This is a genomic window from Mesorhizobium sp. M0088, assembly GCF_040322895.1.
Classification (GTDB): Bacteria; Pseudomonadota; Alphaproteobacteria; order Rhizobiales; family Rhizobiaceae; genus Mesorhizobium.
Genome location: NZ_JAMYUI010000002.1, coordinates 172,322 through 198,342 on the forward strand (window position 1 = coordinate 172,322; position 26,021 = coordinate 198,342).

Consider the following 26,021-nt stretch of genomic DNA (forward strand, 5'->3'; position numbering starts at 1 on the left):
AACAGGCTGGCGGGAATTGCGTTTTATCTGGGTTATCGCGCGCTGGCTGATCTCGCTGGCGTTGACACTTCTTGGCCTCGTCATCGTCACCTTCGCCATGACGAGGCTGTCTCCCGTCGATCCGGCCATGCAGATGGTCGGCAGTCACGCCAGCGCATCGAGCTATCAGGCCGCGAGGGAGGCGCTTGGGCTCGACAGCCCATTGCCGGTGCAGTTCCTGCGCTACGTGCAAATGGCGGCTTCCGGCGATTTTGGCCAGTCGATTTCGACCGGTCAGCCCGTCGCCAGCGACATTGCCCGGACATTCCCGGCAACGCTCGAACTGGCCACAGTGGCCATCATCATGGGCGCTACGCTCGGGCTTTGCCTCGGCTTCGTTGCAGCCATGCGGCCCGGCGGTGTTGTCGATGTCCTGGCAAGACTGGTTTCGCTGATCGGCTATTCCGTGCCGATCTTCTGGCTGGGGCTGCTGATGCTTCTGCTGTTTTACGCGCGCCTGCATTGGGCGCCGGGGCCAGGCCGTCTCGACGTTCTCTACCAATACACGGTGCCGTCGCGCAGCGGCTTCGTCCTTCTGGACACCTGGCTTTCGGGTAAGCCGGGTGCATTTCGCGATGCGCTGGCACACCTTGCCCTGCCTGCTTCCGTGCTGATGCTCTATGCGCTGGCCGGGATCGCAAGGCTGACGCGGGCGCTGGTCCTGACCGAACTCGGTCAGGAATACGCGCTGACCGCCTACGCCAAGGGTGCCGCAGTCCATCGCGTCGTCTTCGTACATGTCCTGCCCAACATTGCCGGGCAATTGATCACCATCTGCGCACTCGCATATGCGAACCTTCTCGAAGGCGCGGTGCTGACCGAGACCGTCTTTGCCTGGCCGGGGATTGGCCGCTATTTGACGACGGCGATGTTTGCCGGCGATATGCCGGCCATTCTCGGCGGCACCATCGTCATCGGCGCCTCATTCGTCCTTCTCAACACTCTGACGGACCTTGCCGTCGGCCGGGCAGCCCGGGGCGCCCAATGACGGTTGCCGGCCACGATCGCGGTTTCGCGGACAGTTCCTTCCTCTCGCGTCTTGCGCGTTCGCCCTCCGCGGCAGCGGGCGCTATCGGCGTTGTGCTTGTCGTGCTTGTCGCGCTGCTTGCGCCGTTGATCGCGCCCTACGATCCCAACCTGCAGGAGACGGCAAACAGGCTGGCCGCGCCCCAGGTGGCACATTGGTTGGGGACCGACGCCTTTGGCCGGGACCTGCTGTCGCGCCTGATCTACGGCACGCGGCCGACGCTTCTGCTTCTGATGTTCGTGGTCCTGCTGATGGCGCCGCTCGGCATCCTGGTCGGCATGCTGGCCGGATTTTTCGGCGGCATTGTCGAGCGCGCCCTGATGCGCATCACCGACATCGTGATGGCCTTTCCGCGTCTTGTTCTGGCCTTTGCTTTCGTCGCCCTGATCGGTCCCGGGCTGGTCAACGGCGCGTTGGCGCTGGCGCTGACGAGCTGGCCCGCCTATGCGCGCCAGGCGCGTGTGGAGACGGCTGCCTTGCGCCGCAACGACTATCTCTTCGCCGCCGAAATGGTCGGTATCCGCGGCATCAGGCTGCTCTGGGGCCATGTGCTGCCGATGCTGCTGCCTTCCGCCATCATCCGCATCGCCCTCGATATGAGCGGCGTCATCCTTGCCGCTGCAGGCCTCGGCTTTCTTGGCCTCGGGGTTCGCCCACCGACGGCGGAGTGGGGATCGATGGTGGCCGACGGCACCCAGGTCATCTTCGACCAGTGGTGGATCGCGGCCGCTCCGGGTTTTGCGATCTTCCTGACCAGCATGGCCTTTAACCTGCTTGCCGACGGCCTGCGCGACATACTGGATCCGCGCCATGGCTGAGCCGCTGCTGCGCGTCGAGGATCTGACGGTCTCGTTTCCGTCCCGGCAGGGGCAGGGCGACGTGGTCCGTTCCATATCTTTCGACGTGGGGGCGGAGATCGTTGCCCTGGTCGGCGAATCCGGCTCCGGCAAATCGCTGACCGGCCGGGCCATTATGGGACTTCTGCCACCTCGTGCCAAAACAGCCGCTACAAGCTTGTCGTTCGCAGGCAACGACCTCACGCGCCTCGACGCCGCCCAATGGCGCGCGTTGCGCGGTAGCGCCATCGCTCTGATCCTTCAGGATCCAAAATATTCACTCAATCCTTCGATGCGGGTCGGCCGGCAGGTGGAGGAGACGCTGCTTCTGCACACAAGGCTTTCAGCGCGTCAGCGGCGCGAGAAAGCGCTCGCCATGCTGTCGCGTGTCGGCTTCGATGACCCGCAGCGCGTTCACGCCAGCTATCCGCGCCAACTGTCAGGCGGCATGGGCCAGCGCGCCATGATCGCGGCGATGCTTATCAACAGGCCATCCTTGCTGATCGCCGACGAAGCGACCTCGGCCCTCGACCACGATCTCCAGCTGCAGATCCTCGAACTGCTTGGCAGCCTGACGCGGGAGCTGGGCATGGGCTTGCTGTTGATCAGCCATGACCTTCAGCAGATCGCGCGTTTTGCCGACCGGGTTCTGGTGATGCGCCGGGGCATCATCGTCGACAGGCTGGCCGCCGGCGAGCTCGCCAATGCGGAGCATCCCCATACGCGGGCGCTTTGGAATGCGCGTCCCTCCGGCGCGACCTATGGGACGAGACTACCGGTGGTTGCCGACGGGGAAGAGGCATGACCACTGCGCTTGCCATCGATGGCCTCTCAGTCTCGTTCGGAGACCCTTCTCGCGGAGACGCAGGCAGGCGCGCCGTCGTGCACGATGTCGGTTTCACGGTGGCCGCCGGTGAGACATTCGGGCTGATCGGCCCATCCGGCTGCGGCAAGTCCACCGTTCTTCGCACGATTGCCGGGCTGAATACGCAATGGCAAGGCGCGATCCGCGTTGGCGACGCTGCGTTTGTTCCGGGGCGCAAGATCGAGGGCAGGCTGCGCGACGACGTGCAGATGGTGTTCCAAGATCCTTACTCGTCGTTGCACCCGCGTCACCGCGTGGCGCGCATCCTTGGCGAGCCGCTGGCCATTCGCGGCGCCTTAAGTGTCGGTGCCAAGGTGGCCGGGCTTCTCGAGCAGGTGGGGCTTGCCCACCACATCGCCGATCGTTTCCCGCATCAGCTTTCCGGCGGCCAGCGCCAGCGCGTCGCTATTGCGCGCGCCCTGCTGCTCAAGCCGAAGCTGCTGCTGCTGGACGAGCCGACCTCGGCGCTGGATGTGTCGGCGCAGGCCGGGATACTCAACCTGCTGGCCGAGCTGAAGCGCGAACACGGCGCCACCTTGGTCCTGGTCAGCCATGATCCTGGCGTCGTCGGCCATCTCTGCGACCGGGCGGGACGGATGGCCAAGGGCAGGCTGGAAACGATCCTGGACCGTGGGGCGCTTTCGCGATTGGCCTGACCCTCCGCAGGTCGCCAGCCATCTGCCCACTGATCTAATCGTCGAGCCATTGCAGCCGAGGCGGTCGGACCGACAATCGATTTCACAAACGTTGGGAATTTTAGGAAAAACCCCCACGCTTAAGGACCATAAGTATACTAAATCGATAGACATATATCAAAGCGTGACTGGTCAGTGGGATGACAAATCTCCCATCGTTCTCAGAGGTCTTACGATGAATGCCGTTTCACATGTCGCCTCTGGGCTGCGTCGGGTTCCAGCGCGCACCCACCGCGTTTATGATCCGGTCTCCGATAGGGCGCGCGTCGTCGGCATATATTTGCCAGCCGCAACCGTGCCGAGGCCGTGCAGCTACGAACTGTCGCCCAAGCCAGAACAACAGGCGTCGAAACAGCTGACACCAGAAGGGCAGGGCGCTAAAGCCGTGCCTGTGCGGGAGGCGTAATGACACTGAATGTGCGCCCGCTGATCGAGAAGGCCGAGCTGCGAGAGGCAGCGCGGACATTCCGCACGGCAATGGTCGGCCTGCCGCCCCTCGGCCCGATCGATGACGCGCAGTTCGGCAAACTGTTCGAGCCAGATCGGACCTGGGGCGCCTTTGACGGCGATACGCTGGTCGGCACCACCGAATCCTATTCCGGACGAATTGCGATTCCCGGAGGCGCATGGCTGCCGCAGGCCGCCGTCACCCATGTTGGCGTGCTGCCCACACATACGCGGCGCGGCGTGGCGACGGCATTGTTCAAGACGCAGCTCAGCGCCGCGCGCCAGCAGGGCGAGACAGCTGCCACATTGCGGGCATCCGATGCTCGCATCTACGGCAATTTCGGCTATGCGATCGCCAACACCTCCGTCAGTTTCGAAGTGGACAAGCAACGCGCCCGGCTGAGGGCGGCGCCGACGCCAAGAAACCAGGCCCGCCTGATCGACATAGACGATGCCTGGGCGATACAGGCTCGGATCTACGCGGCTCAACCTTCACCTCGCGCCGGCGTCATTACGCGGTCGTCCTACTGGTGGGACTTCCAGGCGTTGCGCCAGACGAACAGCGGCGCGCCGGCCTATGTCGCAGTCCACGGCGAGGAAGGTTCCGAGACCGGTTTCGTACGCTATCACCCCATCGGCCTGGAAAGCTGGTTCACCAGTTCGGAACGCACGATCGTGGTCGACGATCTCGTAGCCCACAGTCCGGAGGCATATGTCGCGCTGGTCGCGCATCTGCTGGCGGTAGACCTTCCGCATCGCATCGTCTTCTGGAGTCGCCCCGCGGACGATCTGCTGCCATGGCTGTTCGAAGATTTTCGCAGCGTTCGCGTATCAGCTGTCCGCGACGAAACCTGGCTAAGGCTCCTGGACGTGGAAAAGGCCCTGACAGCCCGAACCTATGTCGGACGGGATAGCGTCGTGCTGGAAGTCTCCGATGCCATCTTGCCTGAAAACGCAACCCGATTGCGCCTCTCTGCGCAAGGAGCGGAGCGTACCAATCTCTCGGCTGACGTGGTGACGGATGTAGCCACGGTCTCGGCGGCCTATCTCGGCGGGGTAAAATGGTGGCAGCTCGCGCAGACGGGGCGTCTCGGCGCCTTTGACGGCGCTGCCATCGAAACACTCGACAGGCTGTTCGCGGCGCCCACGCTGCCGCATTCCGGAACAATGTTTTGACAGGAAGCGCTAATATAAAAAGCCATTTGTAAGCCGATCTAAAAAATGGGCAATTTTGTCTCAAATTTATAATGGTTTGATGTGATGGTATCCTTCAGAAGTTCTACGTAACCGGAGAGAAATAATGGCAACAAATGTTGCGCGTAAGCTATTATATAGTGCTGTGTTTGGCGCCATATCGCTTTCTGCTCTTGGCGTATCCGCGAAGGCTGAGGATTTGAAGCCGGGCGGGACCCTGCGCATCGCTTCGATCCAGTCGGATCTCGACGCCTTCGATCCACTCACTGGCTACAGCATCGATTCCTGGGAAATCCTGCGCGCAACGACGCGTCAGTTGGTGACCTATCCAGGCTCGCCGGACGGTCTCAAGGAAGACACCACGCTGGTGCCTGACCTCGCAAAATCCTGGGACATCAGCGATGACGGCAAGGTCTACACATTTCATCTGAAGGACGATGTGTTTTTTTCGGGCTCGATCGAACGCAAGATCGTCGCCGGCGACTTCGTCTATGGCGTCAAGCGCTTCTGCGATCCGAACAAGCAGGTCGCGGCCATCAACTATTTCAACCTGGTGATCTCCGGCTTCGTCGACTACTGCAAGGATTTCGCGAAAGTGCCGACGGGCGATCTTGCCGCGACGAAAGCTTTCACCGACACACATGAGATTGCCGGCATCTCGGCTCCGGATGATCATACGCTGGTCATCAAATCGGACACCAAGAACTACGACTTCCTCAACATCCTTTCGATGAACTTCGTGTCGCCGGTGGCGCCCGAGATCGCGTCCAAATATTTCCCGGACTCGCTGGAGTCGCGCAAAAACCTGCCATCCAGCGGCCCCTACTATGTCGATACCTACGAGCAGGGACAGAAGCTCGTCCTGAAGCGGGCAAAGAACTTCAAATCGGAGTCCGACCAAGCGCGCAAGGCCTATGCCGATGAGATCGACATCGATTTCACCGCCAACAGCGAGGACAGCGTCGTCCAGAAAATCATCGCCGGCGAGGCCGATCTGTCGCTCTATCTCGACATCCCGCCAATTCCGACCATCCAGCGCTTCGTCTCGCAGAAGAGCCCTAACATTCATGTTACCAACAGCGGGTCGGCGAACTTCATCACCTTCAACCAACGGCCCGAGGTGAAGAGCGAGGGCGCCGAGGCTCTGCGCAAGCTGAAGGTCCGGCAGGCACTGACCTATGCCGTGAACCGCGAGCATCTGGCGCAGACCCAGGCCGGTTCGATCGGCGCCGTGCCGCTCACCCAGATCATCACCTCGACTATCCTTGGTTTCGAGAAGTTCGATCCGTATCCAACCGAAGGTTACAAGGGTGACCCGGCCAAGGCCAAGCAGTTGCTTGCCGAAGCAGGCTATCCCGACGGCATCGCGTTCGACGCCATCTATCGCGGAAATGCGCAATATGAGGCGATCGCGGTCACTGTGAAGGAAGATCTGCAGGCGGCGGGTATCACGCTCAACCTGACCCCGATCCCGCCGACGCAGTGGTACGCCTTCATCCAGGATCCGAAGAGCCGCTGGGACCTGTCGCTTGGCGGCAGCTTTTCGCCGGATTGGCAGGGACCGAGCACACGTATGCTGCTCGGCGGCTGGCTGAACTCGGACGCAGCACCGTGCGGCACCGGCAACGTCCACGCCATTTGCTACAGCAACCCGGAGCTCAACAAGCTCGCGGCGCAGGCCTACCCATCCGACGATCCGGGACTTATCTGGACGAAAGCCGACCGGCTCGTCTCCACGGACCTGCCCTGGATCCCGCTGTTCGAGAAGCGCAAGGTCGTCGTCACCTCCGATCGCCTCATCAACTGGGTGTGGTCGTCGCTTGCGGTGAATGCCGACATCACCAACATCGCCCTCAAGCAGTAACCGGCCTGACCGAGCAAAAGGAGGCGCACGTGCCCATCTTCTCCGTCGCCGATCTGCGCGTCGCATTCGGCGCCTCGGAAGTGGTACAAGGCGTTTCGTTCGCCATCGAACCAGGCAGCACGCTCGCCATCGTCGGCGAATCCGGCTCGGGCAAAAGCGTGTCTCTGCTTGGCGCCACCGGCCTTTTGCCGGTGGGGGCCAGCGTGCGCGGCAGCGTGCTGCACAATGGCACTGAGATACTGGGCCTCGCCGCCGGCGATTTGCGCCGTCGGCGAGGCGCCGACATCGGTTTCATCTTCCAGGATCCGCTCAGCAACCTGCATCCGCTGAAGACGGTAGGCCAGCAGATCGCTGAGGCAATCACCGCGCACCGAAAGGTGGGGCGACGGGAGCTGCGGGAGCGCGTTCTCGATCTGCTGGCCGATGTCGGCATTCCTGATCCCTCGGCTCGCGTGAACGACTATCCCAGACAGTTCTCGGGCGGCATGCGCCAGCGTGTCATGATCGCGGCGGCAATCGCGCTCAATCCCGGCCTCATCATTGCCGACGAACCAACGACCGCGCTGGACGTCACCGTGCAGGCGTCGATCCTCGATCTGCTGAAGCGAATTCAGCAGGAGCACGGCACGGCCATGATCTTCGTCAGCCACGATCTGGCCGTCGTTTCAGATATCGCCGACGATGTGCTGGTCATGCGCGCGGGGCAGGTGGTGGAGCAGGCTCCAGCCGAGTTGATCTACAAGGCCCCGCGGCGGGCCTACACCAGGGAATTGCTCGGCGCGGCGCGCCTTGGTGGCCTGGCAACCTGCGCGACAAGCCCACTGCTGCCTCTGTCGCCCGACCTGCTTTCTGTCTCGGCTGTCGCACGCTCTTTTGCGGGTCGTTCCGCCGCGGGCGCGCTGGTGAGGCCAGTGCTTAGGGACATTTCCTTCACAGTCCGCGAGAACGAGATTGTCGGCCTCGTCGGCGAATCCGGCTCCGGCAAGTCGACCATTGGCCGGCTGATAGCCGGTCTCGACCAGCCGGACGAAGGCAGCATCTCGCTGCGTGAACGTGCCTATTCCCGTCCAGGCCCAAGCGGCATCAGCATCGACCGCAAATTGCGGTCGGACATACAGGTCATTTTCCAGGATCCCTATGCCAGCCTGAACCCCCGGCGTCGCATTCGCTCCATCTTGGCCGAACCCTTCATCATCGCGGCCAAAATGGATGCAGTAGCGATCCGTCGGCGCGTGGAAGAACTGGTGCGCGATGTCGAGCTTCCAGGCGACGTGCTCGACCGGTTTCCGGCTCAGCTTTCGGGAGGCCAGCGGCAGCGCGTCGCCATTGCGCGCGCCATTGCTCTCGAACCCTCGCTGATCGTCGCCGACGAACCGGTGTCTGCATTGGACATCACGACGCAGGCCAAGATCATCAAGCTGCTCCAAGCCATTCGTCGGCAACGGAACCTGTCGCTGCTGTTCATTTCGCACGATCTGGGTGTCGTGTCGGAACTTTGCGACCGCGTCATCGTGCTGGAGAAAGGGATTATCGTGGAAGCGGGCGACACGGCGCGCGTGTTCGGCGCTCCCCGTCATCCCTATACGGTCAGGTTGATAGACGCAATTCCCGGCAAGGTCCTGAGGTACGATCCGGTTCAAGAGCGGATCGCCGCGCATGCCTGACGTCCATGCGCTTGCGTCCGTTCAGGATGGCATCCTGTCGGGGCACGGTGAGATCGTTCGCTCTTATAGGCTGTTGCTCCTGCGTGCGCTGTTGAGCGAGAGGTCGTTTTGCATCGGCGCGCTGATCATTGGCTTCGTTGTTGCTGGTGCGCTGCTGGCGCCGGTGGTCGCATGGCTGCTCGGTCACGGGGTGACGGAGCAGTTCCGCGATACGGCGCTGACCGAGATGGGGCTGCCGACCGGTCCAACACTCGAATTTCCGCTTGGCGCTGACGGCAATGGCCGCGACGTTCTGGTGCGCACGCTCTATGGCGCTCGCGTGTCGCTGGCCATCGCCATTCCCGCGACCACGCTGGCCATGATCATCGGCACTGCGGTCGGCCTTGTCAGCGGCTTCTTTGCCGGCCGCGTCGATCGCGTCATCTCGCAGGCTGTAGACGTTGCCTTGTCCTTCCCGTTCATCGTCACCGCGCTCAGCCTTCTGTCCTTGAACCGGGGCGTTGACGGCAAGCCGCTTGTCGAGCCTTCGCTGGTGGTGGTGCTGATCATAACGCTGTTTTCCTGGACCTATTTCGCCCGGCTGACGCGCGGCCTCGTGCTTGTCTTGCGCCGCAGCCCGCTGGTTGAGGCCGCGCAGACGATAGGCGCTTCGAAGACCCGGATCATTGTGCGCGAAATCCTGCCTAACATCGCATCGGTGATCCTCGTCTACTGGGCGGTGCAACTGCCGACCAACATCATCGCCGAGGCAACGCTCTCCTTCCTCGGCGTCGGCGTGCAGGCGCCGCAGCCAAGCTGGGGCAACATGATCGCCGAGTCGCAGCGGTCCTCGCTCTACCAGTTGCAGCCCTGGTTTCTGCTCGGGCCGGGCATAGCCCTTTTTCTGACCGTGGCCGGATTCAACATGCTGAGCGCCGGCCTTCGCAACGTCCTCGACCCCCATCGCCGCAGCGGGTGAAGCGATGATCCGGCATACAGGCGGGCTGATCTTCCGGGCGCTGTCGACGCTCCTCATCGTGCTGGTGATCGCCTTCTTCATCACCCGCATCGCCTATCGTAATCCGGCCGCGATGCTGGCGCCCCGCAACGCCAGCCAGCAGGCGATCGACGCCATCGCGCATGCGCTGCGCCTCAACGAACCGTGGTATCTGCAGCTCTGGTATTACCTCTTCCGCGGCCCCGACATTCAGGGCGCGCCGATGGGACTCGCACACTGGCCGCCGGGGCTGGGCTACTCCTTCCGCAAGCAGACGCCGGTGACCGACCTCATCCTGTCCAAGGTGCCGGTGACGCTTTTTTTGGCCCTCGGCGCGGTCGTCATCTGGATGACGCTGTCGATCCTGCTCGGTGTTATTGCCGCGCGCCGGCAGGACTCATGGCTGGACAGGCTTATATCGGGCTTGGCCTATGCCAGCCTGTCGGTGCCGACGTTCCTCTCCGGCATCCTGATCTCCTACTTCCTGTTCTTCCAGCTGTCGAACATCGGCATTTTCTGGTTCCCGAGCAGCGGCTACGTTGCGCTGACGCAAAATCCGTTCGAATGGGCCCGCCACCTGGCCCTGCCATGGCTGACGCTGGCGCTTGCCGAAATCGGCCTGTTCCAAAGGGTGGTGCGCGCCAGCATGCTCGAAGTGCTGGGCGAGGATTATATCAGGACAGCGCGAGCCAAGGGTGTTCCGGAATGGCGGGTCTATTACGATCATGCCTTGAAGGCTGCCCTCAATCCGGTAATCACGCTGGGCGGCCTGGAGCTTGCCGTCATCATGGGCGGGGCGATCGTCACCGAGACAATCTTCGGACTGGATGGGGTCGGCCGGCTGGCGATCAACTCGGCGCTTGAAGGCGATTTTCCTGTCGTCATCGGTACGACGATCTTCGCTGCGAGCTCGTTCGTCCTTTGCACTTTCGTCGTCGATATCGTGACGAGATGGCGTGATCCATCGAGCCTGTATTGAGGTTTGCATCGATGAAGATTTGCGCATCCGTGACCAGACAATCCTGCAATCAAAGCCCGTCGCCGCAATGTTTTGCCGCGACGCCGCCAACATGACGAGTAAGAGGATCACGACAGTGGATGCACCAATTTCGCTAAGCTACTTGCGCGCGCCAACGGCGAGGGAAGACGAGCTCGTGGAGCGCTTCCAGCCGATCTTCGACCGCATCGCGCAGGGCAATGTCGAGCGCGAGCGCAATCGAACCTTTCCTTTCGAGCAGGTGCAATGGCTCAAGGATGCCGATTTCGCACTGGTGCGCCTACCCCAGGAATTCCAAGGGTGGGGCGCCTCGCTCGAGCAGACCTTCTACCTCCTTGCTTTGCTCGCCGAAGCCGATCCGAATGTCGCTCACGTATGGCGCAATCATCTGGCCTTCATCGAAGACCGTTTGAACGCGTCGCCGTCACCGGCCAACGACCGCTGGCTCCAGCGCTTCCGAGACCGCGAGTTCGTCGGCGGCGGCTGGACGGAAGCCAACAACGGTACCTACGCTACCATCAAAACGACCGTGATCCGAGAAGACGACCACTACAAGGTCACCGGCGCAAAGTTCTATGCCACCGGCAGTCTCTATGCCGACTGGCTCGATGTGATCGGCAAGGGCGAAGACGGCTCGCTTATCACCACCTTGGTGAGCCGCCACCAGCCAGGCGTCGTGCTGACCGACGACTGGCCAGGCTTTGGCCAATCCACCACCGCAAGCGGCAGCGCCACCTACCAGGACGCCCTCGCGCATGAGGGCGACGTCTTCCCGGCGAGCGAACGTGTCGTTTACCAAGGCCACTTCTACCAAACGGCAATACTGGCGGTGCTCACAGGCATTACGCGGGCAATCCTGCGCGACGGTATCACAGCGCTCAAGTCGCGCGGTCGCAACTATCCGCAAGGTCTCAACCCGGTGCCTGCGCTTGACCCGCAGTTGCTGCAGGTGATCGGCGAGATATCGGTGCGGGTCTTCTCGACGGAGGCAGCGTTGCGCCGTGCCGCAAACGCGCTCGACCTTATTGCCACCGCCCACGCGGCCGGGGACGTCACGCTGCGCGACAAGCGCGCCGTGGCCGGAGAAGTGGCCGTAGCGCAAGCCCAGCTCACGATCATCGACGGGGTCTTGCACGCGGCTACCCATGTCTTTGATGCTCTCGGTGCGTCCGCGACGTCCCAGCAGATCGCGCTCGATCGTCATTGGCGCAATGCGCGTACGCTCGCGTCGCATAACCCGGTCGCCTACAAGGCACGCATCCTGGGCGACTATCTGGTCAACGACACTCCACCCGTATCGAACATCGCCCGGCTCGGCCGTGGTGGCCAAGGCAACTGAGGAGGGTGCAATGACAGCTCCCTACCTTGCACTTGGGCTGGCCGGCCCGCATCTGGTGGAACTCACCGCAAGCCGCGCACTGCTGTCCCGCTGGGACGCATTGCCTATTGCCTTCAGCGTGCTGGGTATCGACCGCGTCGACGGCAGCGCACCAGCACCGGTCACGCTTGCGAGCAGTGCTGTCGGTGCGACCTTGGCGGGCATTACGAAATACGGTCGTTTCCTGATTGCTGTGACGCCGCAGCGCGATCATCCCTACAACATCGCACGCCGTGTCGCCTCTCTTGCGCACCTGTCCGGCGGTCGCAGCGGCGTGCTGTTCGGGGTAGGGGACGCCTATGCGCCAGAAGGTCCGAAGGAAGCGCCGGCCTGGGGCGGAGCGGGGCTTGGTGCCGGTGCGCCGCTCAACCCCCAGACGGCCTTCGACGCGGCCCAAGCGGTGCGCGCGCTTGAGCAGAGCTGGCCGCACGATTCAATCGTCGGCAACCGGGTGACCGGTATCCTGGTGGAGTCGAATCGCATCGTGCATGTCGACATCGACAACAGCTTCTCCATCGCAGGGCCATTGAACGCACCCGAAGCGGCGACCGGCGCGTCGGTTATCGCTTGGTACGCCGCAACGGTGGCGGACGCCCCGCCGGAGCGCGGTAACGACCCGATAGAGCTTGTCCTCGGTGCCGCGGGATCGGTGCCGGTGGTGGCGCTCGGCAAGGAGCCTCCGGCAGGCGAAATCGCGGGCGTCGTCTTGCGCGCGGGCCTTGGGCAGTCGGTGGGTGAACTGCTTGACACCGCAGAGCGGTGGCTTGCTGACGGCTTCGCTCCTGTCGCGGTCGGTGGGTCTCTGCGCGCCGCACTGGACCTTTCCCGACCGGCGCCACTGCCGCTGACAGCGCGCGCTGCCTTCCCGTCGCCGAAGCCGCACGTCCATCTCTAGTCGACCACGGAGCATCACTGATGACGAACAGGCGAACCGGCCATGTGCTCCTCGGCATCAACGTGTTGGTGCTAGGTTACCTCCCGGCGGCATGGAAAACGCCGCTGTTGAACAAGGATTCCTTCATCGACCCGGATTACTGGGCCAACCTTGGCAAGACCGCTGAGCGGGGCACCCTCGACGCTCTCTTCTTGGCTGATGGCCCGTTGCTGGGCGACCCGGCGTATGACGCCAACCCAATCCGCCTTGAACCCACGGTGAACTGGGGGCAGGTGGCAGCGGCAACCTCGCGCGTGGGCCTGGTTGCCACGGCTTCGTCGACATTCAACGACCCGTTCGAACTTGCCGAGCGCTTGCTCTCTTGGGACCATCAGACGGGCGGGCGGGCGGCGTGGAATCTCGTCACCACGCGCGGCGCAGCCGCAGCACGCAACTTCGGCATGCCCGAAATCCCTTTTCGCGACGACCGCTATGAACGCGCGAGCGAGTTCGTCGACGTCGTGCGGGCGCTTTGGGATTCAGCAGAAACAGGTCGCGATGTGCACCACCATGGCGAGTTCTTCGATATAGATGGCCGGTTGCGCGTGCCAACGTCGAAGCAAGGTCGTCCGGTCATCTTTCAGGCGGGTGGTTCGCCGCAGGGTCGCGCACTCGCAGGGCGCGTGGCTGAAGGCGTGTTCGCGGCCGAGCTAACCAAAAATCAAGCCATCGAGCACTACCGCTTGGTCAAAGGTTTCGCTCTCGACAATGGGCGCTCGCCTGACGACATCAAGATACTCCCGGGCTTGTTGCTGAGCCTGGGGAGTACCGAGGAGGAAGCGCGTCGCCGCAGCGATGAAATTCATGACGCAGGCCCGCCATCTTATTCGATCGGCTGGCTATCACAGGCTATCGGCTACGACGCTTCGACACTCAAGCTCGACGAGCCATTTCCCGAGGCTGTCCTGGGCCCGATCAAGGACACCCAGACCTTCCTAGGCAGCATAGGCTTTCGGGAATCGATCGTTGCGCAAATCCGCAAAACCAATCCCACCGTTCGCGAGTACCTTAAGCAGACACGGTACACAGGATCGGGCCATGCCGGATTTGTCGGTACCCCAGAGCAACTCGCCGATCACATCGAGGATTGGTTCCATGCTGGCGCCATCGACGGCTTCAATCTGCAGCCCGATCGCTTGATCGACGGGCTCGCGGTGATCGTCGACGAACTCGTGCCTATCCTGCGCAAGCGCGGCCTGTACCGCCATGAGTATGAGACGGCTACTCTACGCGAGCACTTTCAGGCAGCCTCACCGACGCCGCCACTTTAGAAAGCGTCACTTTGATTGCGGTGCCTTGAACCATGCTGGCGGGAGCGCCTCACAATGCGGACACGCGTGCGCTGTGACCTTGCGTACCTCACCGCGATCATCATTATCGTTGGAACGCGATCAAGGCCGCAAAGCGATCGCAGCTCGCACGTCGGAGCCTCCGCCATTCGTGCCGCTCAGGATTGGGCCGACGTTGTCCGCAATCAAAATCTACTAATTTTATAGATTTAACAAAAATACGCTGCCGGACATGCATAAGCGATACGTGAATTTCTTCACCTGTCGCGGAAAGGGATGGCGTTTTCTTTGTTTCCGCCGTCGGCGGTGCGACGCTTCGATCACGATATGAGAGGATCGAAATGAGCAGTACTGTCGACAAGAGAACAATCCCGGTGCTGGATTTTTCTCGTTACGAAGCCGATCCGGCTTCCCGCAAGGAATTCATTGAGGGGTTGCGGCGCGCGGCACGCGACGTCGGCTTCTTCTACCTCACCGGACACAGCATTCCGCAATCGTTGATCGACGATGTGCTTCACGCGTCACGGCGTTTCTTTGCTCTGCCAGACCAGGACAAGCTCCAGATCGAAATGGTCAACTCGCCGCATTTCCGCGGCTACAATCGTGTCGGCCAGGAACTGACCAAAGGCCAGAGGGATTGGCGCGAACAGGTCGACATCGGCTCGGAGGCCCCCGCGCTACCGCGCAATGGCAAATTGCCGGCTTGGACGCGCCTGCAGGGGCCGAACCAATGGCCAAGCGCCTTGCCGGAATTGAAGCCGCTGTTGATCGAGTGGCAGGATCGCCTAACCGATCTGTCGACGCGGTTGCTCAAGGCATTCGCTGTTGTCCTGGAGCAGGACGAGAACGCGTTCGAGACCATCTATGCCGGCACGCCGAACCACCTGATCAAGATCATTCGCTATCCCGGCCGTGATTCGACCGAGAGCGAGCAGGGCGTCGGCGCACACAAGGACAGCGGCTTCCTGACACTTCTGCTGCAGGAAAAGCAGAAGGGCTTGCAGGTCGAAGCCGCCGATGGCGACTGGATCGACGCCGAGCCGCGTGCCGGCACCTTTGTCGTCAACATCGGCGAGCTCCTGGAAATGGCGACCGATGGCTATCTCAAAGCCACCGTGCACCGGGTTGTGACGCCACCCGCGGGCACCGACCGGCTGTCTGTCGCCTTCTTCCTCGGTGCTCCTTTCGACGCGGAAATTCCGCTGCTTGATCTGGCGCCGCACCTGAAGGCGCAGGCAAACGGTGTCACCCGCGATCCCCAAAACCCGCTCTACCGCAACTCCGGGCAGAACGCGTTGAAAAGCCGGCTGCGCTCGCATCCCGATGTCGCGCGGCGTCATCACGCCGATCTCTTAGCGACCCAGGCCCGCGCCGAAGTCGCGCCGTTTGCTTGACGGCACCAACAACACAGGAGGAACGACCCCATGACGCTCGAAAATCTCTCTCCCGAGACTCTCGCCCTCCACGGTGGCTCTTGGCGCGCCGATCCCACCAACGGCGCGGTTGCCGTGCCAATCTATCAGACCACGTCCTATCAGTTCCAGGACACCGCCCATGCCGACCGGCTGTTCGCGCTCGATGAGATCGGCCACATCTACACGCGTGTCTCGAACCCGACGCAGGATGCGCTGGAAACCCGCATCGCGGCGCTGGAAGGCGGTGCCGCCGCCCTGCTGCTCTCGTCGGGCCAGGCGGCCTCGGCCTATTCGGTGCTGAACCTTGCTGGTGCGGGCGACAACATCGTCTCCGCCACCGATCTCTATGGCGGCACCTGGGCGCTGTTTGCCGCCACGCTGAAGCATCTGGGCGTCGAGGTCCGCTTCGTCGATCCGTCCGATCCTGAAAACTTCCGCCGCGCCACCGATGCACGCACCCGCGCCTACTATGCGGAATCGCTGCCCAACCCGAAGCTGCAGGTCTTCCCGATCAAGGAGGTCGCCGACATCGGCCGCTCGCTCGGCGTGCCGCTGATCGTCGACAACACCGCGGCACCCCTCAGCATCCGGCCATTCGAACATGGTGCGGCGGTCGTCGTCTATTCGGCGACGAAATACATTGGCGGCCACGGCACTTCGATCGGCGGCATCGTCATCGATGGCGGCAATTTTCCATGGGAAGAGCATGCCGAACGCTTCCCGACGCTGAACCAGCCCGATCCGAGCTATCACGGCAAGGTCTGGGTCGAGGCCGCCAAGCCGCTCGGCCCGGTGGCCTATGTGCTGCGCATCCGCACTGTTCTGCTGCGTGACGTCGGTGCTGCGATCAGCCCGTTCAATGCCTTCCAGCTGTTGCAGGGCCTGGAGACGTTGCCGCTGCGAATTCGCCAACACAATGAGAACGCCATCAAGGTGGCGGAGTATCTGCGCGGGCATCCGAAGGTCAGCAATGTCATCTTCCCGCGCTACCAGACAGGCGAGAGCAAGCGCCGCGCCGATGCCTATTTCCGGCAAGGCAGCTACGGTGCATTGGTCGGGTTCGAACTCAGGGATGGCCGCGAGGCGGGACGTTCCTTCATCAACGGGCTGAAACTCCTCTACCACGTCGCCAACATCGGCGACGCGCGCTCGCTGGCGATCCATCCGTCGACCACGACCCATTCGCAGCTTTCGCCCGAGGAGCAACTCGCGACCGGCGTGACGCCCGGCTACGTCAGGCTGTCCGTCGGCATCGAGCATCCCGACGACATCATCAGGGATCTCGAACAGGCGCTTGACCAGGCTGTCGGCGATCGCGAGTTGAAGGCTGCCTAGGGATTTTGCCGGAGACAGTTTGCCGGCTTCACATTCACCCGATCACAGGAGGGGATTATGACCACAAGCAGAAAAACCACATCGAGGATTTCGCGGCGCGGTGTGCTGCGCGCCGCTGGCGCGCTCGGAGTTGGCGCAGCGGCCGTAGGTTTGCTCGCCAGGCCGACCAGCTATGCCATCGCCGGCAACGCAACCAAGGTTCGGCTGTCATGGACCGAATTCGCGGCCTGCCATTCGCCGATCGCGTTTGCGCTGTCGAAGGGCATCTACGCCAAGCACGATCTCGACATCGATCTCTACTATCAGGGCGCCAGCGGCCAGACCCTGATACAGTCGATCGCCACCAACAAAACGGACGCCGGCGCCGGCCTGCTCTATGATTGGGTCAAGCCGCTCGAGCAGGGGCTGGACGTCAAGCTCTTCGTCGGCTCGCATGGCGGCTGCACGCGGCTGCTGGCATCGAAGGCCTCCGGTGTCACCACGCTCGAAGGCCTGAAGGGCAAGACCATCGTCTCCTATGATGTTGCCAGCCCGCCCAAGCATTCCTTCCAGGTTGCCTTGGCCAAGGCCGGCCTCGACCCCAACAACGACGTCAACTGGACCAATGTGCCTTTCGATCTCGTCGGCGAGACGGTCGGCAAGGGCCAGGCCGACGCTCTGGCGCATCTCGATCCCTGGGCCTATGCCCACAAGAAGAAGTTCGACCTGGTGGAAGTCGCCAACACGCAAACCGGCTCCTTCGAGGGCGCGGTGTGCTGTGTGCTCGGCGTCAATTCGGCCTTCCTCGACGCCAACAAGGACGCCATCCGGCGACTGGCCGAGGCCGATATCGAGATCCACGAATATGCCTCGGCGCATCCCGACGAGGTTGCCAAATGGTTCGTCGACAACCTCAACCCAGGCTTCCCCTTCGAGGATATCCGCGACGAGATTTCCTCATGGGTGCTGCACAACCACCCGGTCGGCAAGGACCTGCAGGATCAGGTCAAGCATGCCGCCGCCGATCTGGCGCTGATCAAGGTGCTCGACCCGACCACCGATCCGGCGGAACTCGCGCAGCGGGTGACGGTCGACATTCTCGCCTGACGGGACTTGGGCGGATGAGTGCAGCGGTTGACAAGGACACGGAAGGCAAAAGCGTTTCATCCGCTTTTGCCGGTCCGGTGTGGAAGCACGGGCTTTATGCGGCCGCTGCCTGGTTGCTCGCGGCCGTGGTTACAGTGGCATTTCCCGATGTCGTGCCTTGGGGTAGTCGCGACGTCTTTGTTGCACTGCTGGTCGCCGGCGCCCTGTTGCTTGCGGGCCTTACCTTCAGCGTCGAAAGGCTTGGCGCCTTCGGTCGCGGCCTGATCCATTACGGTCCCTGGCTGATCGCGCTTGGCCTCTGGTTCGCGGTGTGGGAATTGATCACGGCCAAGCTCGGCTGGATGCCAAAACCGTTCTTCTCGCCACCCCACGGCCTGCTGCATGTCTACATCGTCGACTGGCAGCGCATTCTCATCTGCATCGTCTACACAGCGCGGCTGTGGTCGATCGGTTTTTTCAGCGGCATCGTTGTCGGCTTCATAGGCGGCGTTGCACTCGGCTGGTCGAAGACCTTCGCCTATTGGGGCATGCCTATCCTGAAGCTGATCGGCCCGGTGCCAGCGAGCGCCTGGATACCGGCGACATTCTTCCTGTTCCCGACGACGTTCCAGGCCAGCCTGTTTCTGGTCGCGCTCGCGTCGGGCATACCGGTCGCGATCCTGACGGCCTCGGGCGTCAATTCGGTCAATCGGTCTTTCTATGACGTGGCGCGCACGCTGGGCGCCAGCAACCGCTATCTGGTTCTTCGCGTGGCGATACCCGCCGCTCTGCCGCACGTCTTCGTCGGCCTGTTCATGGGGCTTTATTATTCGTTCGCGGTTCTGGTGGTGGCCGAAATGCTCGGCGCCAAATACGGCATGGGCTGGTACCTGCAGTTCCAGACCGCCTATTCGGCCTACGCCAATGTCTACGCCATGCTGATCGTCATGGCGCTGCTCTGCTCGGGCCTGGTCAAGCTGCTATTCGTCGTGCGCGACCGCCTGCTCGGCTGGCAGAAAGGGGTAGTGCAATGGTAGCCGCTGCCGTTCGCGCCGTTTCCCAGAACGCCGCCGGTCTCGCCGTCGACTTCAGGGGCGTCTCGCATCAATACGATCTGGACGGACAGCCCTTGCCTGTCTTGCGGCAGATCGACCTGACCGTGGCGCCCGGCGAATTCGTGGCGCTGCTTGGGCCCTCCGGCTGCGGCAAGTCGACCTTGCTGCGGCTGGCGGCAGGGTTGGAGAGGCCGACCAACGGTGACGTACTGGCGGATGAAGCGGTGGTCACCAAGCCGGATCCATCACGCGTGCTGGTCTTCCAGGATGCGACCCTGTTTCCGTGGCGTACCGTGCGCGACAACGTCGCGATCGGGCCGGAGGCGCGTGGCGTCCTGGCCGGCAGTCAGAAGCGGATCGACGATGCGCTTCGACTCGTCAAGCTGGACGCATTCGCATCCGCCTTTCCGCACCAGCTGTCAGGAGGCATGGCACAACGCGCCGCCCTTGCGCGTGCCCTCGTCAACGACCCGCGCCTGCTGCTGCTCGATGAGCCTCTGGGCCGGCTGGATTCACTCACCCGATTGACCATGCAGGAGGACCTTTTGTCGCTCTGGCGGCAGGCCGGCTATACCGTCATTCTCGTCACGCACGATGTCGAGGAGGCGCTGCTGCTCTCCCAGCGCGTCATCGTGCTGACCGAGCGCCCGGCGCGCATCAAGGCGGAGGTTGTGGTCGACTTGCCCTATCCGCGGCGACGCGACGATCCGCGCATCGTCGCCCAACGCCAGCACATCCTCGAGATACTCGGGTTCTCCGCATGAACGAGAATGCCTCGGTCACGAAACTGTTTTCGCTGCGTTGGCTCGAAGCGGTCGGCATTGCATTGACGCTTGCCGCCCTCGTCTGGTGGGCGGTCGTCTACGCGCAGGTCATGTCGAACACCGGCTTTCCCATCGAACGCACACTGCCATGCCTGCTGCACACATCGGACCGCTGCTCTCTCGCCATGTCGCTTTGCAAAAGCTGGCACTTCCTCGGCATCCAGCGCTACTCACCGGAATTGCTGTGGGCGGGAGCCATCGTTTCCTGCCTCGCACTTTTGCTGGGAAACATCATGCAAAATCCGAGACAGAGGAAATAAGGACGCTCATCATGCCCAGAATAGTGCCTGTGCTCGATCTGAGCCGTCTTGGACAAGGCGCGTCGGAACGCCGGACATTTCTGGCCGATTTGCGTTCCGCTTCACGCGACATCGGCTTTTTCTATCTGGCCGGACATGGCATCCCGTGGGCCGAGATCAGTGAGGTGCTCACCGCGTCGCGCCGCTTCTTTGCCTTGGCGGAGGCTGACAAGCTCTCGATCGAGATGGTCAAGTCCTCGCAGTTCCGCGGCTACACGCGCGCCGGCGGCGAACTCACCAAGGGCAAGGAAGACTGGCGCGAGCAGCTCGACATCGGCGTCGAGCGCCAACCCATAGCGCAGGGGCCGGGAGTTCCCGCCTGGACGCGGTTGCAGGGCCCGAACCAGTGGCCAACGGCGCTGCCGGATCTCAAACCGTCGCTGCTTGCCTGGCAGGGCAAGGTGACGGCCGTGGCGATCCGGCTGCTGAAGGCTTTCGCGCTGTCGCTCGACCAGCCCGAGGACGCGTTCGACCCGATCTACAGCGCAGAGCCCAACCATCGCATGAAGATCGTGCGCTACCCCGGCCTTGACGCAACGGGCGGCAACCAGGGTGTCGGCGCGCACAAGGATGGCGGGTTCCTGACGCTGCTGCTGCAGGATGACAACAAGGGGTTGCAGGTCGACTATGATGGAAGCTGGGTGGATGTGGACCCCATTCCCGGCACGCTCGTCGTCAACATCGGCGAATTGCTTGAACTGGCCTCCAACGGTTATCTGCGCGCGACCGTGCATCGCGTCGTGACGCCGCCCGCCGGCGTCGAGCGCATTTCGGTGCCGTTCTTCTTCAGCGCCAGGCTCGATGCGACGATCCCGCTGCTTGGCCTGTCCGAGGAATTGGCGGCGCGGGCGCGCGGCCCGGCCAGCGATCCGGACAATCCGCTGTTTCGCGATGTCGGAACCAACGTGCTGAAAAGCCGGTTGCGCTCGCATCCCGACGTGGCAAAGCGCCACTATGCGGATCTGCTCGAGCCGGAAGCCCCGGTGCGCTGAGGTCCGCGTAGCAAGAAAGAACAGGATTTTTGCAATGCCGGCCGATTTTGGAAAATTAATCGTCGCATCTGGCCAAAAATCGGCTCACAACAGAATGATCGTTCGGCGGTTTCCTCCCATTCCACTGAACGGTGTTCCCCTCTGAAGGTTATCACCTTCTTTTTGGCCGGGCCGGTTTCGGGCCCGGCCATTTTTGTCTTCAGGGATCACAATGCCATTGGTTGCGTCGAGAACATCGTTTCGGGGACTTTGGTGGACAGTGGTTGGCAGTCGCCGTCCGTGGGTGTTTTTAAGGCAAACTGCTTTCCCGGCAGGCAGGAAATTGGATCGTCATTCCTTAGTCTATAAAAATTATAGAGTTAAGTTCGAGGCGGTCGAACAGGGCGGGGGACGTCCGCCGTCGGCTGACAATTATGAACCTCAGGAGTTGACTGACATGACGATTGCAATGCGGCCTTGCGCCGGCTGGAGGGCAGCACTGGCGGCGACGCTGGTGGTGGTGGCAGGCTTTTTTACAACCGCGACCTATGCCGGTCCCACACTTGACAAGATCAAGGCTCGCGGCACGATCAAGGTCGGCGTCGGCACGACGCCCGGTTTCTTTTCGCCGGACAGCAATGGCCGATGGCAGGGCTTCTTCGTCGACTACGGCCGCGCCCTGGCGATCACCGTCTTTAACGATCCCGAAAAGGTGGAGTTCACCAATTCCTCGCCGCAGCAGCGTCTGCCGGCGCTTCAGTCTGGCGAATTCGACGTGCTGCTGTCCGGCGTGACGGTGACCATCACGCGCGCCTTCCAGCTTGGCTTCCATTTCGGCCCGACGATATTCTATGACGGGCAAGGCATCCTGGTGCGCAAGGACCTCGGCGTGACCAAGGCGGCCGATCTCGACGGCGCCACGATCGGCGTCCAGAGCGGCACGACGGGTGAGTTGAACATCGCCGACTTCTTCCGCAAGACCGGCAAGAAATTCACGCCGGTCACGATCGAGGATACCAACGAGTTCACCAACGCGCTGGAGTCGGGTCGCGTCGACGCCATCACGCAGGACTCCTCCGATCTGGTGGGCAAGCGCACCCAGTTGAAGAAGCCGGATGACTACATCATCCTGCCCGAGCGCCTGTCCAAGGAACCGCTCGCACCGGCGATTGCCGGCGGCGATGACCGCTGGCTCGAGATCGTCAACTGGACGGTCAACGCCACCATCCAGGCCGAGGAATGGGGCATCACCAGCAAGAACATCGACGACTTCCTCAAGTCGCCTGACCCGGCCATCCAGCGCTTCCTCGGCGTCGATCCGTCGCTCGCGCAGGCGATCGGCCTCGATCCGAAATGGGCCTACAACATCATCAAGACCGTCGGCAATTACGGTGAGATCTACGAGCGGAACCTGAAGCCGCTCGGTTGGGAGCGCGGCTATAACGGTTTGTGGACCAATGGCGGCCTGCTCTATTCGCCGCCATTCCGCTGAGACACTCCAACCCATGTCATTGATTGACGGAGTTGTGCCGGGTCCAAAAGGACCCGGCATTTTGCGCAAGATCTCATTGTGGTGGGGCAGCTATCCGCTGACGCAGGTCGCCGTCATCACGGCGGTCATCGCGCTGTTCTGGCTGCTTGGCCACAACACCGCCGCGACCATGGCCCGCATCGGCATCACGCCGGGCTTCGACTTTCTCAGCCGGCCGGCCAATTTCGAGATCGGCGAGGCACCGATCGCGTTCAAGGCCGGCGATCCTTACATACGTGCCATCTTGGCCGGCCTGTTGAACACGCTGCGGGCGGCGATTCTTGGCTGCGTGCTGGCGACCATTCTCGGCGTCGCCCTCGGCGTTGCCAGCCTCTCCGGCAATCTGCTGCTGGCGGGACTGGTGCGCTGGTATGTCGAGATCGTGCGCAACACACCGCTTCTGCTGCAACTGTTCTTCTGGATTTCGCTGGCGAAATCATTTCCCTCACCGAAGCAGGCGCTATCGGCCTTCAACAGCTTCTTCCTCACCAACCGCGGCGTGTTCGTGCCGGGGCTTGGCTTTCATGATGTTTCGTCGTCGACGCTCTGGCTGCTTGGCGGCCTTGGCCTGGCGTATCTGGTCTTCGTTGTCTGGGCATGGCGCGGTGGCGGCCTGTCAATCAGGCACCTCGGCCTGGCAACCGCGCTGCTGCTGGCCGGCGTTGTGCTGGCCTTTCCACTGACCGGGTCCGGCGCCACCTGGGAGATACCGGCGCTGGCCGGCTTCAACATTCGTGGCGGCTACAATCTGACGCCTGAATTCGCCGCTCTGCTGACCGGCCTGGTGGTGAAGTTCTCGGCCGCCATCGCCGAGATCGTGCGGGCCGGCATCCAGTCGGTCGACCGTGGCCAATGGGAAGCATCGCGGGCGCTCGGCCTGCACAACGGCCAGATCATGCGGCTTGTCGTCTTGCCGCAGGCATTGCGCGTCATCACCCCGTTGACCACGTCCAGCTATCTCGACCTGACCAAGGATTCCAGCCTTGCGGTCGCCATCGGCTACCCCGATCTCGTCAGCATCATCAACACCACGGCCAACACGACCGGACAGTCGCTGGAAGCGCTGACGCTGCTGATCGCCATCTATCTGACGATCAACCTGTCGGTCTCGGCGGGGATGAATATCTACAACCGGCGCGTCGCTCTCAGAGGATTTGCACGAACATGAGCATCTCCGAGGCTCTTGATCTGAGAACGTGGCGATCGTCGGCAACGCTGCAGACCCTGAAGATCGGACTCTTCGGCACGCCGCTCAATTCCCTGATCACCGTGGTGACGGTGGCGCTGCTGGCCTGGATCATACCGCCGCTCCTGCGCTGGGGCGTGTTCGACGCAACGTGGACGGGCACCTCAACCGACTGCGCGGCCGCATCCGGCGCCTGCTGGGCGTTCGTTGGGGCAAAATTCCGCTTCATCCTGTTCGCCTTCTACCCGCCGGCGCTGCAATGGCGGCCGCTGGTCGTCATGGTGCTGCTGCTGGGGCTGCTGGTCGTCACCGCGCAGCCGCGCTTCTGGCGCAAGGAATTGCTGATTGCCTGGCCTGTCGTCGTCGCCGCGAGCTGGATCCTGATGTCCGGCACAGTGACGCCTCCCAGCGTCCCATCGAACCAATGGGGCGGATTGGCGGTGACGCTGTTTGTATGGTCGGTCTGCTTCGGTCTGGCGACGCCGCTGGCGATCCTGCTGGCCCTGGCGCGACGTTCCAGCATGGGCGGCCTGCGTACGCTCTCGGTCATCTTCATCGAACTGATGCGTGGCACTCCGATGGTGGCGATCCTCTATGTGGCGATGCTGATCCTGCCGATGGCCCTTCCCGGTGGCCAGTTGGTCGACAAGAACGTCCGCGCCATGATCATGATCACGCTGTTCTGGTCGGCCTATGTCGCCGAAGTCGTGCGCGCCGGGCTCCAGGCAATCCCGTCCGGCCAGTACGAAGCGGCGACCGCGCTTGGCCTCGGCTACTGGCGCACAATGCAGCTTGTCGTGCTGCCGCAGGCGCTGCGCCTGGTCATTCCCGGCATGGTCAATCTGGCGATCGGCTTCCTGCTGGCGACGTCACTGCTCGCCGTCATCGGCATTTTCGATCTGCTCAATGCGGCGCGCGCCTCGGCAACCGATCCGCAATGGCTCGGCTATTACGACGAGGCGTATCTGTTCGCTGCGCTGATCTACTTCGTGCTGTGCTTCGGCGGCTCGCGCTACAGCCTGTGGCTGGAGAAATATCTGCGCCGGTCGGATCGCCGCTGAACTCGCCACGATTTTTCGAGTACAACATCCGTTTGTAGCGAGGTTCCGAATGCCAACCCAAAGCAACAGCCGGGTCGTGCTTGCGTCGCGGCCCCAAGGCTGCCCGAAGCTCGACGATTTCCGCATCGAGACGGTTGAACCTCTCGACCCGGGGAAGGGCGAACTGCTACTACAGATCCTCTACCTGTCGCTCGATCCCTATATGCGCGGGCGCATGAACGCTGCCAGATCCTATGCCAAGCCGGTCGAGATCGACGGCGTGATGGAAGGCGGCACCGTCGCGCGGGTCATCAGATCCCGCCATGCCGGCTTTTCTGAAGGCGATATCGTGCTGTCCCACTCGGGATGGCAGAGTTTTGCACTGTCCGATGGTGTCGGTCTGCGCAAGCTCGACCCTGCCGCGGCACCGATCACGACCGCGCTCGGTGTGCTGGGCATGCCGGGCTTCACTGCCTATGCCGGCCTGCTCACGATCGGACAGCCAAAGGCCGGCGAGACTGTGGTCGTTGCGGCGGCCAGCGGCGCGGTCGGCTCGGCCGTTGGCCAGATCGCGCGCATCAAGGGCGCACGCGCCGTTGGCATCGCCGGCGGCGCCGACAAATGTGCCTTCGTGCGGCAGGAACTCGGCTTCGACGCGGTCGTCGATCACCGGGCCAACAATTTCGCCGAGCAGTTGAAGGCGGCCTGCCCTGATGGCATCGACGTCTATTTCGAGAATGTCGGCGGTCCCGTCTGGGATGCGGTGTTTCCCCTGCTGAACGAGTTTGCGCGTGTGCCGGTCTGCGGCTTGATAGCGCAATATAGCACCATCGTCGCTTCCGGCACCGACCGGCTGCCGACGCTGATGCAGCAGGTGCTCCACCGCAGCCTGACGATAAGGGGCTTCATCCAGCGCGAATTCGTCGACCAGCGTCCAGCCTTCTATCGCGAGATGGCCGGGTGGATCGCGTCCGGGCAGGTCCGCTACCGGGAAGATGTCGTGGAGGGCCTGGAGAACGCGCCACAGGCCTTCCTCGGCCTTCTCGACGGCAAGAATTTCGGCAAGCTCATCGTGCAGGTCGCGCAATAATTGCG

At 62.6% G+C, this 26,021-nt stretch carries 23 protein-coding genes; all 23 read left to right on the top strand.

Going from position 1 to position 26,021, the window contains the following annotated elements; translation table 11 throughout:
- The first annotated feature begins 16 nt into the window (after positions 1–16).
- The 23 genes from NKJ67_RS03535 (at position 17) to curA (ending at position 26,016) form a co-directional block, all read left to right on the top strand.
- On the top strand, positions 17–1,027 hold the full coding sequence (locus tag NKJ67_RS03535; RefSeq protein ID WP_352580491.1) for an ABC transporter permease: 1,011 nt from the start codon (positions 17–19) through the stop codon (positions 1,025–1,027).
- Positions 1,024–1,884 carry an ABC transporter permease gene (locus NKJ67_RS03540; protein WP_352580492.1) on the top strand — a complete coding sequence of 287 codons (861 nt, stop codon included), beginning with the start codon at positions 1,024–1,026 and terminating at the stop codon, positions 1,882–1,884. Before NKJ67_RS03535 ends, NKJ67_RS03540 begins: the two co-directional genes overlap by 4 nt.
- Positions 1,877–2,707, top strand: coding sequence for an ATP-binding cassette domain-containing protein (locus NKJ67_RS03545; RefSeq protein ID WP_352580493.1), 831 nt, complete (start codon positions 1,877–1,879; stop codon positions 2,705–2,707). Before NKJ67_RS03540 ends, NKJ67_RS03545 begins: the two co-directional genes overlap by 8 nt.
- A complete protein-coding gene (locus NKJ67_RS03550; RefSeq protein ID WP_352580494.1) occupies positions 2,704–3,423 on the top strand; it encodes an ABC transporter ATP-binding protein in 720 nt (239 codons plus the stop codon). The genes NKJ67_RS03545 and NKJ67_RS03550 overlap by 4 nt, the downstream gene beginning before the upstream one ends.
- A gap of 444 nt (positions 3,424–3,867) precedes the next feature.
- Positions 3,868–5,085: a GNAT family N-acetyltransferase gene (locus tag NKJ67_RS03555; RefSeq protein WP_352580495.1), complete on the top strand. Its 1,218-nt coding sequence runs from the start codon at positions 3,868–3,870 to the stop codon at positions 5,083–5,085.
- A gap of 124 nt (positions 5,086–5,209) precedes the next feature.
- Complete coding sequence (locus NKJ67_RS03560) at positions 5,210–6,967, top strand: ABC transporter substrate-binding protein (protein ID WP_352580496.1); 1,758 nt, start codon at positions 5,210–5,212, stop codon at positions 6,965–6,967.
- A 29-nt stretch (positions 6,968–6,996) separates the two neighbouring features.
- Complete coding sequence (locus tag NKJ67_RS03565) at positions 6,997–8,631, top strand: dipeptide ABC transporter ATP-binding protein (protein ID WP_352580497.1); 1,635 nt, start codon at positions 6,997–6,999, stop codon at positions 8,629–8,631.
- Positions 8,624–9,589: an ABC transporter permease gene (locus tag NKJ67_RS03570; RefSeq protein WP_352580498.1), complete on the top strand. Its 966-nt coding sequence runs from the start codon at positions 8,624–8,626 to the stop codon at positions 9,587–9,589. Before NKJ67_RS03565 ends, NKJ67_RS03570 begins: the two co-directional genes overlap by 8 nt.
- A gap of 4 nt (positions 9,590–9,593) precedes the next feature.
- Complete coding sequence (locus NKJ67_RS03575) at positions 9,594–10,586, top strand: ABC transporter permease (protein ID WP_352580499.1); 993 nt, start codon at positions 9,594–9,596, stop codon at positions 10,584–10,586.
- Positions 10,564–11,943: an acyl-CoA dehydrogenase family protein gene (locus NKJ67_RS03580; RefSeq protein WP_352580500.1), complete on the top strand. Its 1,380-nt coding sequence runs from the start codon at positions 10,564–10,566 to the stop codon at positions 11,941–11,943. Before NKJ67_RS03575 ends, NKJ67_RS03580 begins: the two co-directional genes overlap by 23 nt.
- 10 nt (positions 11,944–11,953) lie before the next feature.
- Positions 11,954–12,877: an LLM class oxidoreductase gene (locus tag NKJ67_RS03585; protein ID WP_352580501.1), complete on the top strand. Its 924-nt coding sequence runs from the start codon at positions 11,954–11,956 to the stop codon at positions 12,875–12,877.
- Between the two features lie 20 nt (positions 12,878–12,897).
- Positions 12,898–14,187, top strand: coding sequence for an NtaA/DmoA family FMN-dependent monooxygenase (locus NKJ67_RS03590; protein WP_352580502.1), 1,290 nt, complete (start codon positions 12,898–12,900; stop codon positions 14,185–14,187).
- Positions 14,188–14,546: 359 nt separating this feature from the next.
- A complete protein-coding gene (locus NKJ67_RS03595) occupies positions 14,547–15,599 on the top strand; it encodes an isopenicillin N synthase family dioxygenase (protein WP_352580503.1) in 1,053 nt (350 codons plus the stop codon).
- A 30-nt stretch (positions 15,600–15,629) separates the two neighbouring features.
- Positions 15,630–16,955: an O-acetylhomoserine aminocarboxypropyltransferase/cysteine synthase family protein gene (locus NKJ67_RS03600; RefSeq protein ID WP_352580504.1), complete on the top strand. Its 1,326-nt coding sequence runs from the start codon at positions 15,630–15,632 to the stop codon at positions 16,953–16,955.
- A gap of 57 nt (positions 16,956–17,012) precedes the next feature.
- Entirely contained in the window at positions 17,013–18,041 is a 1,029-nt protein-coding gene (locus NKJ67_RS03605; protein WP_352580505.1) for an ABC transporter substrate-binding protein, read from the top strand.
- 14 nt (positions 18,042–18,055) lie between these two features.
- Entirely contained in the window at positions 18,056–19,057 is a 1,002-nt protein-coding gene (locus tag NKJ67_RS03610; RefSeq protein WP_352580506.1) for an ABC transporter permease, read from the top strand.
- Positions 19,051–19,839, top strand: a complete 789-nt coding sequence (locus tag NKJ67_RS03615) for an ABC transporter ATP-binding protein (protein ID WP_352580507.1) — start codon at positions 19,051–19,053, stop codon at positions 19,837–19,839. Before NKJ67_RS03610 ends, NKJ67_RS03615 begins: the two co-directional genes overlap by 7 nt.
- Complete coding sequence (locus NKJ67_RS03620; RefSeq protein ID WP_352580508.1) at positions 19,836–20,159, top strand: hypothetical protein; 324 nt, start codon at positions 19,836–19,838, stop codon at positions 20,157–20,159. The genes NKJ67_RS03615 and NKJ67_RS03620 overlap by 4 nt, the downstream gene beginning before the upstream one ends.
- Positions 20,160–20,170: 11 nt before the next feature.
- On the top strand, positions 20,171–21,190 hold the full coding sequence (locus NKJ67_RS03625; RefSeq protein ID WP_352580509.1) for an isopenicillin N synthase family dioxygenase: 1,020 nt from the start codon (positions 20,171–20,173) through the stop codon (positions 21,188–21,190).
- A gap of 436 nt (positions 21,191–21,626) precedes the next feature.
- Positions 21,627–22,661 (top strand): amino acid ABC transporter substrate-binding protein, encoded by a 1,035-nt coding sequence (locus tag NKJ67_RS03630; protein ID WP_352580510.1) that lies wholly within the window; start codon positions 21,627–21,629, stop codon positions 22,659–22,661.
- A 13-nt stretch (positions 22,662–22,674) separates the two neighbouring features.
- On the top strand, positions 22,675–23,868 hold the full coding sequence (locus NKJ67_RS03635) for an amino acid ABC transporter permease (protein WP_502905169.1): 1,194 nt from the start codon (positions 22,675–22,677) through the stop codon (positions 23,866–23,868).
- Complete coding sequence (locus tag NKJ67_RS03640) at positions 23,865–24,947, top strand: amino acid ABC transporter permease (protein ID WP_352580512.1); 1,083 nt, start codon at positions 23,865–23,867, stop codon at positions 24,945–24,947. Before NKJ67_RS03635 ends, NKJ67_RS03640 begins: the two co-directional genes overlap by 4 nt.
- Before the next feature lie 49 nt (positions 24,948–24,996).
- Complete coding sequence (gene curA, locus NKJ67_RS03645; RefSeq protein ID WP_352580513.1) at positions 24,997–26,016, top strand: NADPH-dependent curcumin/dihydrocurcumin reductase; 1,020 nt, start codon at positions 24,997–24,999, stop codon at positions 26,014–26,016.
- Positions 26,017–26,021 lie beyond the last annotated feature (5 nt).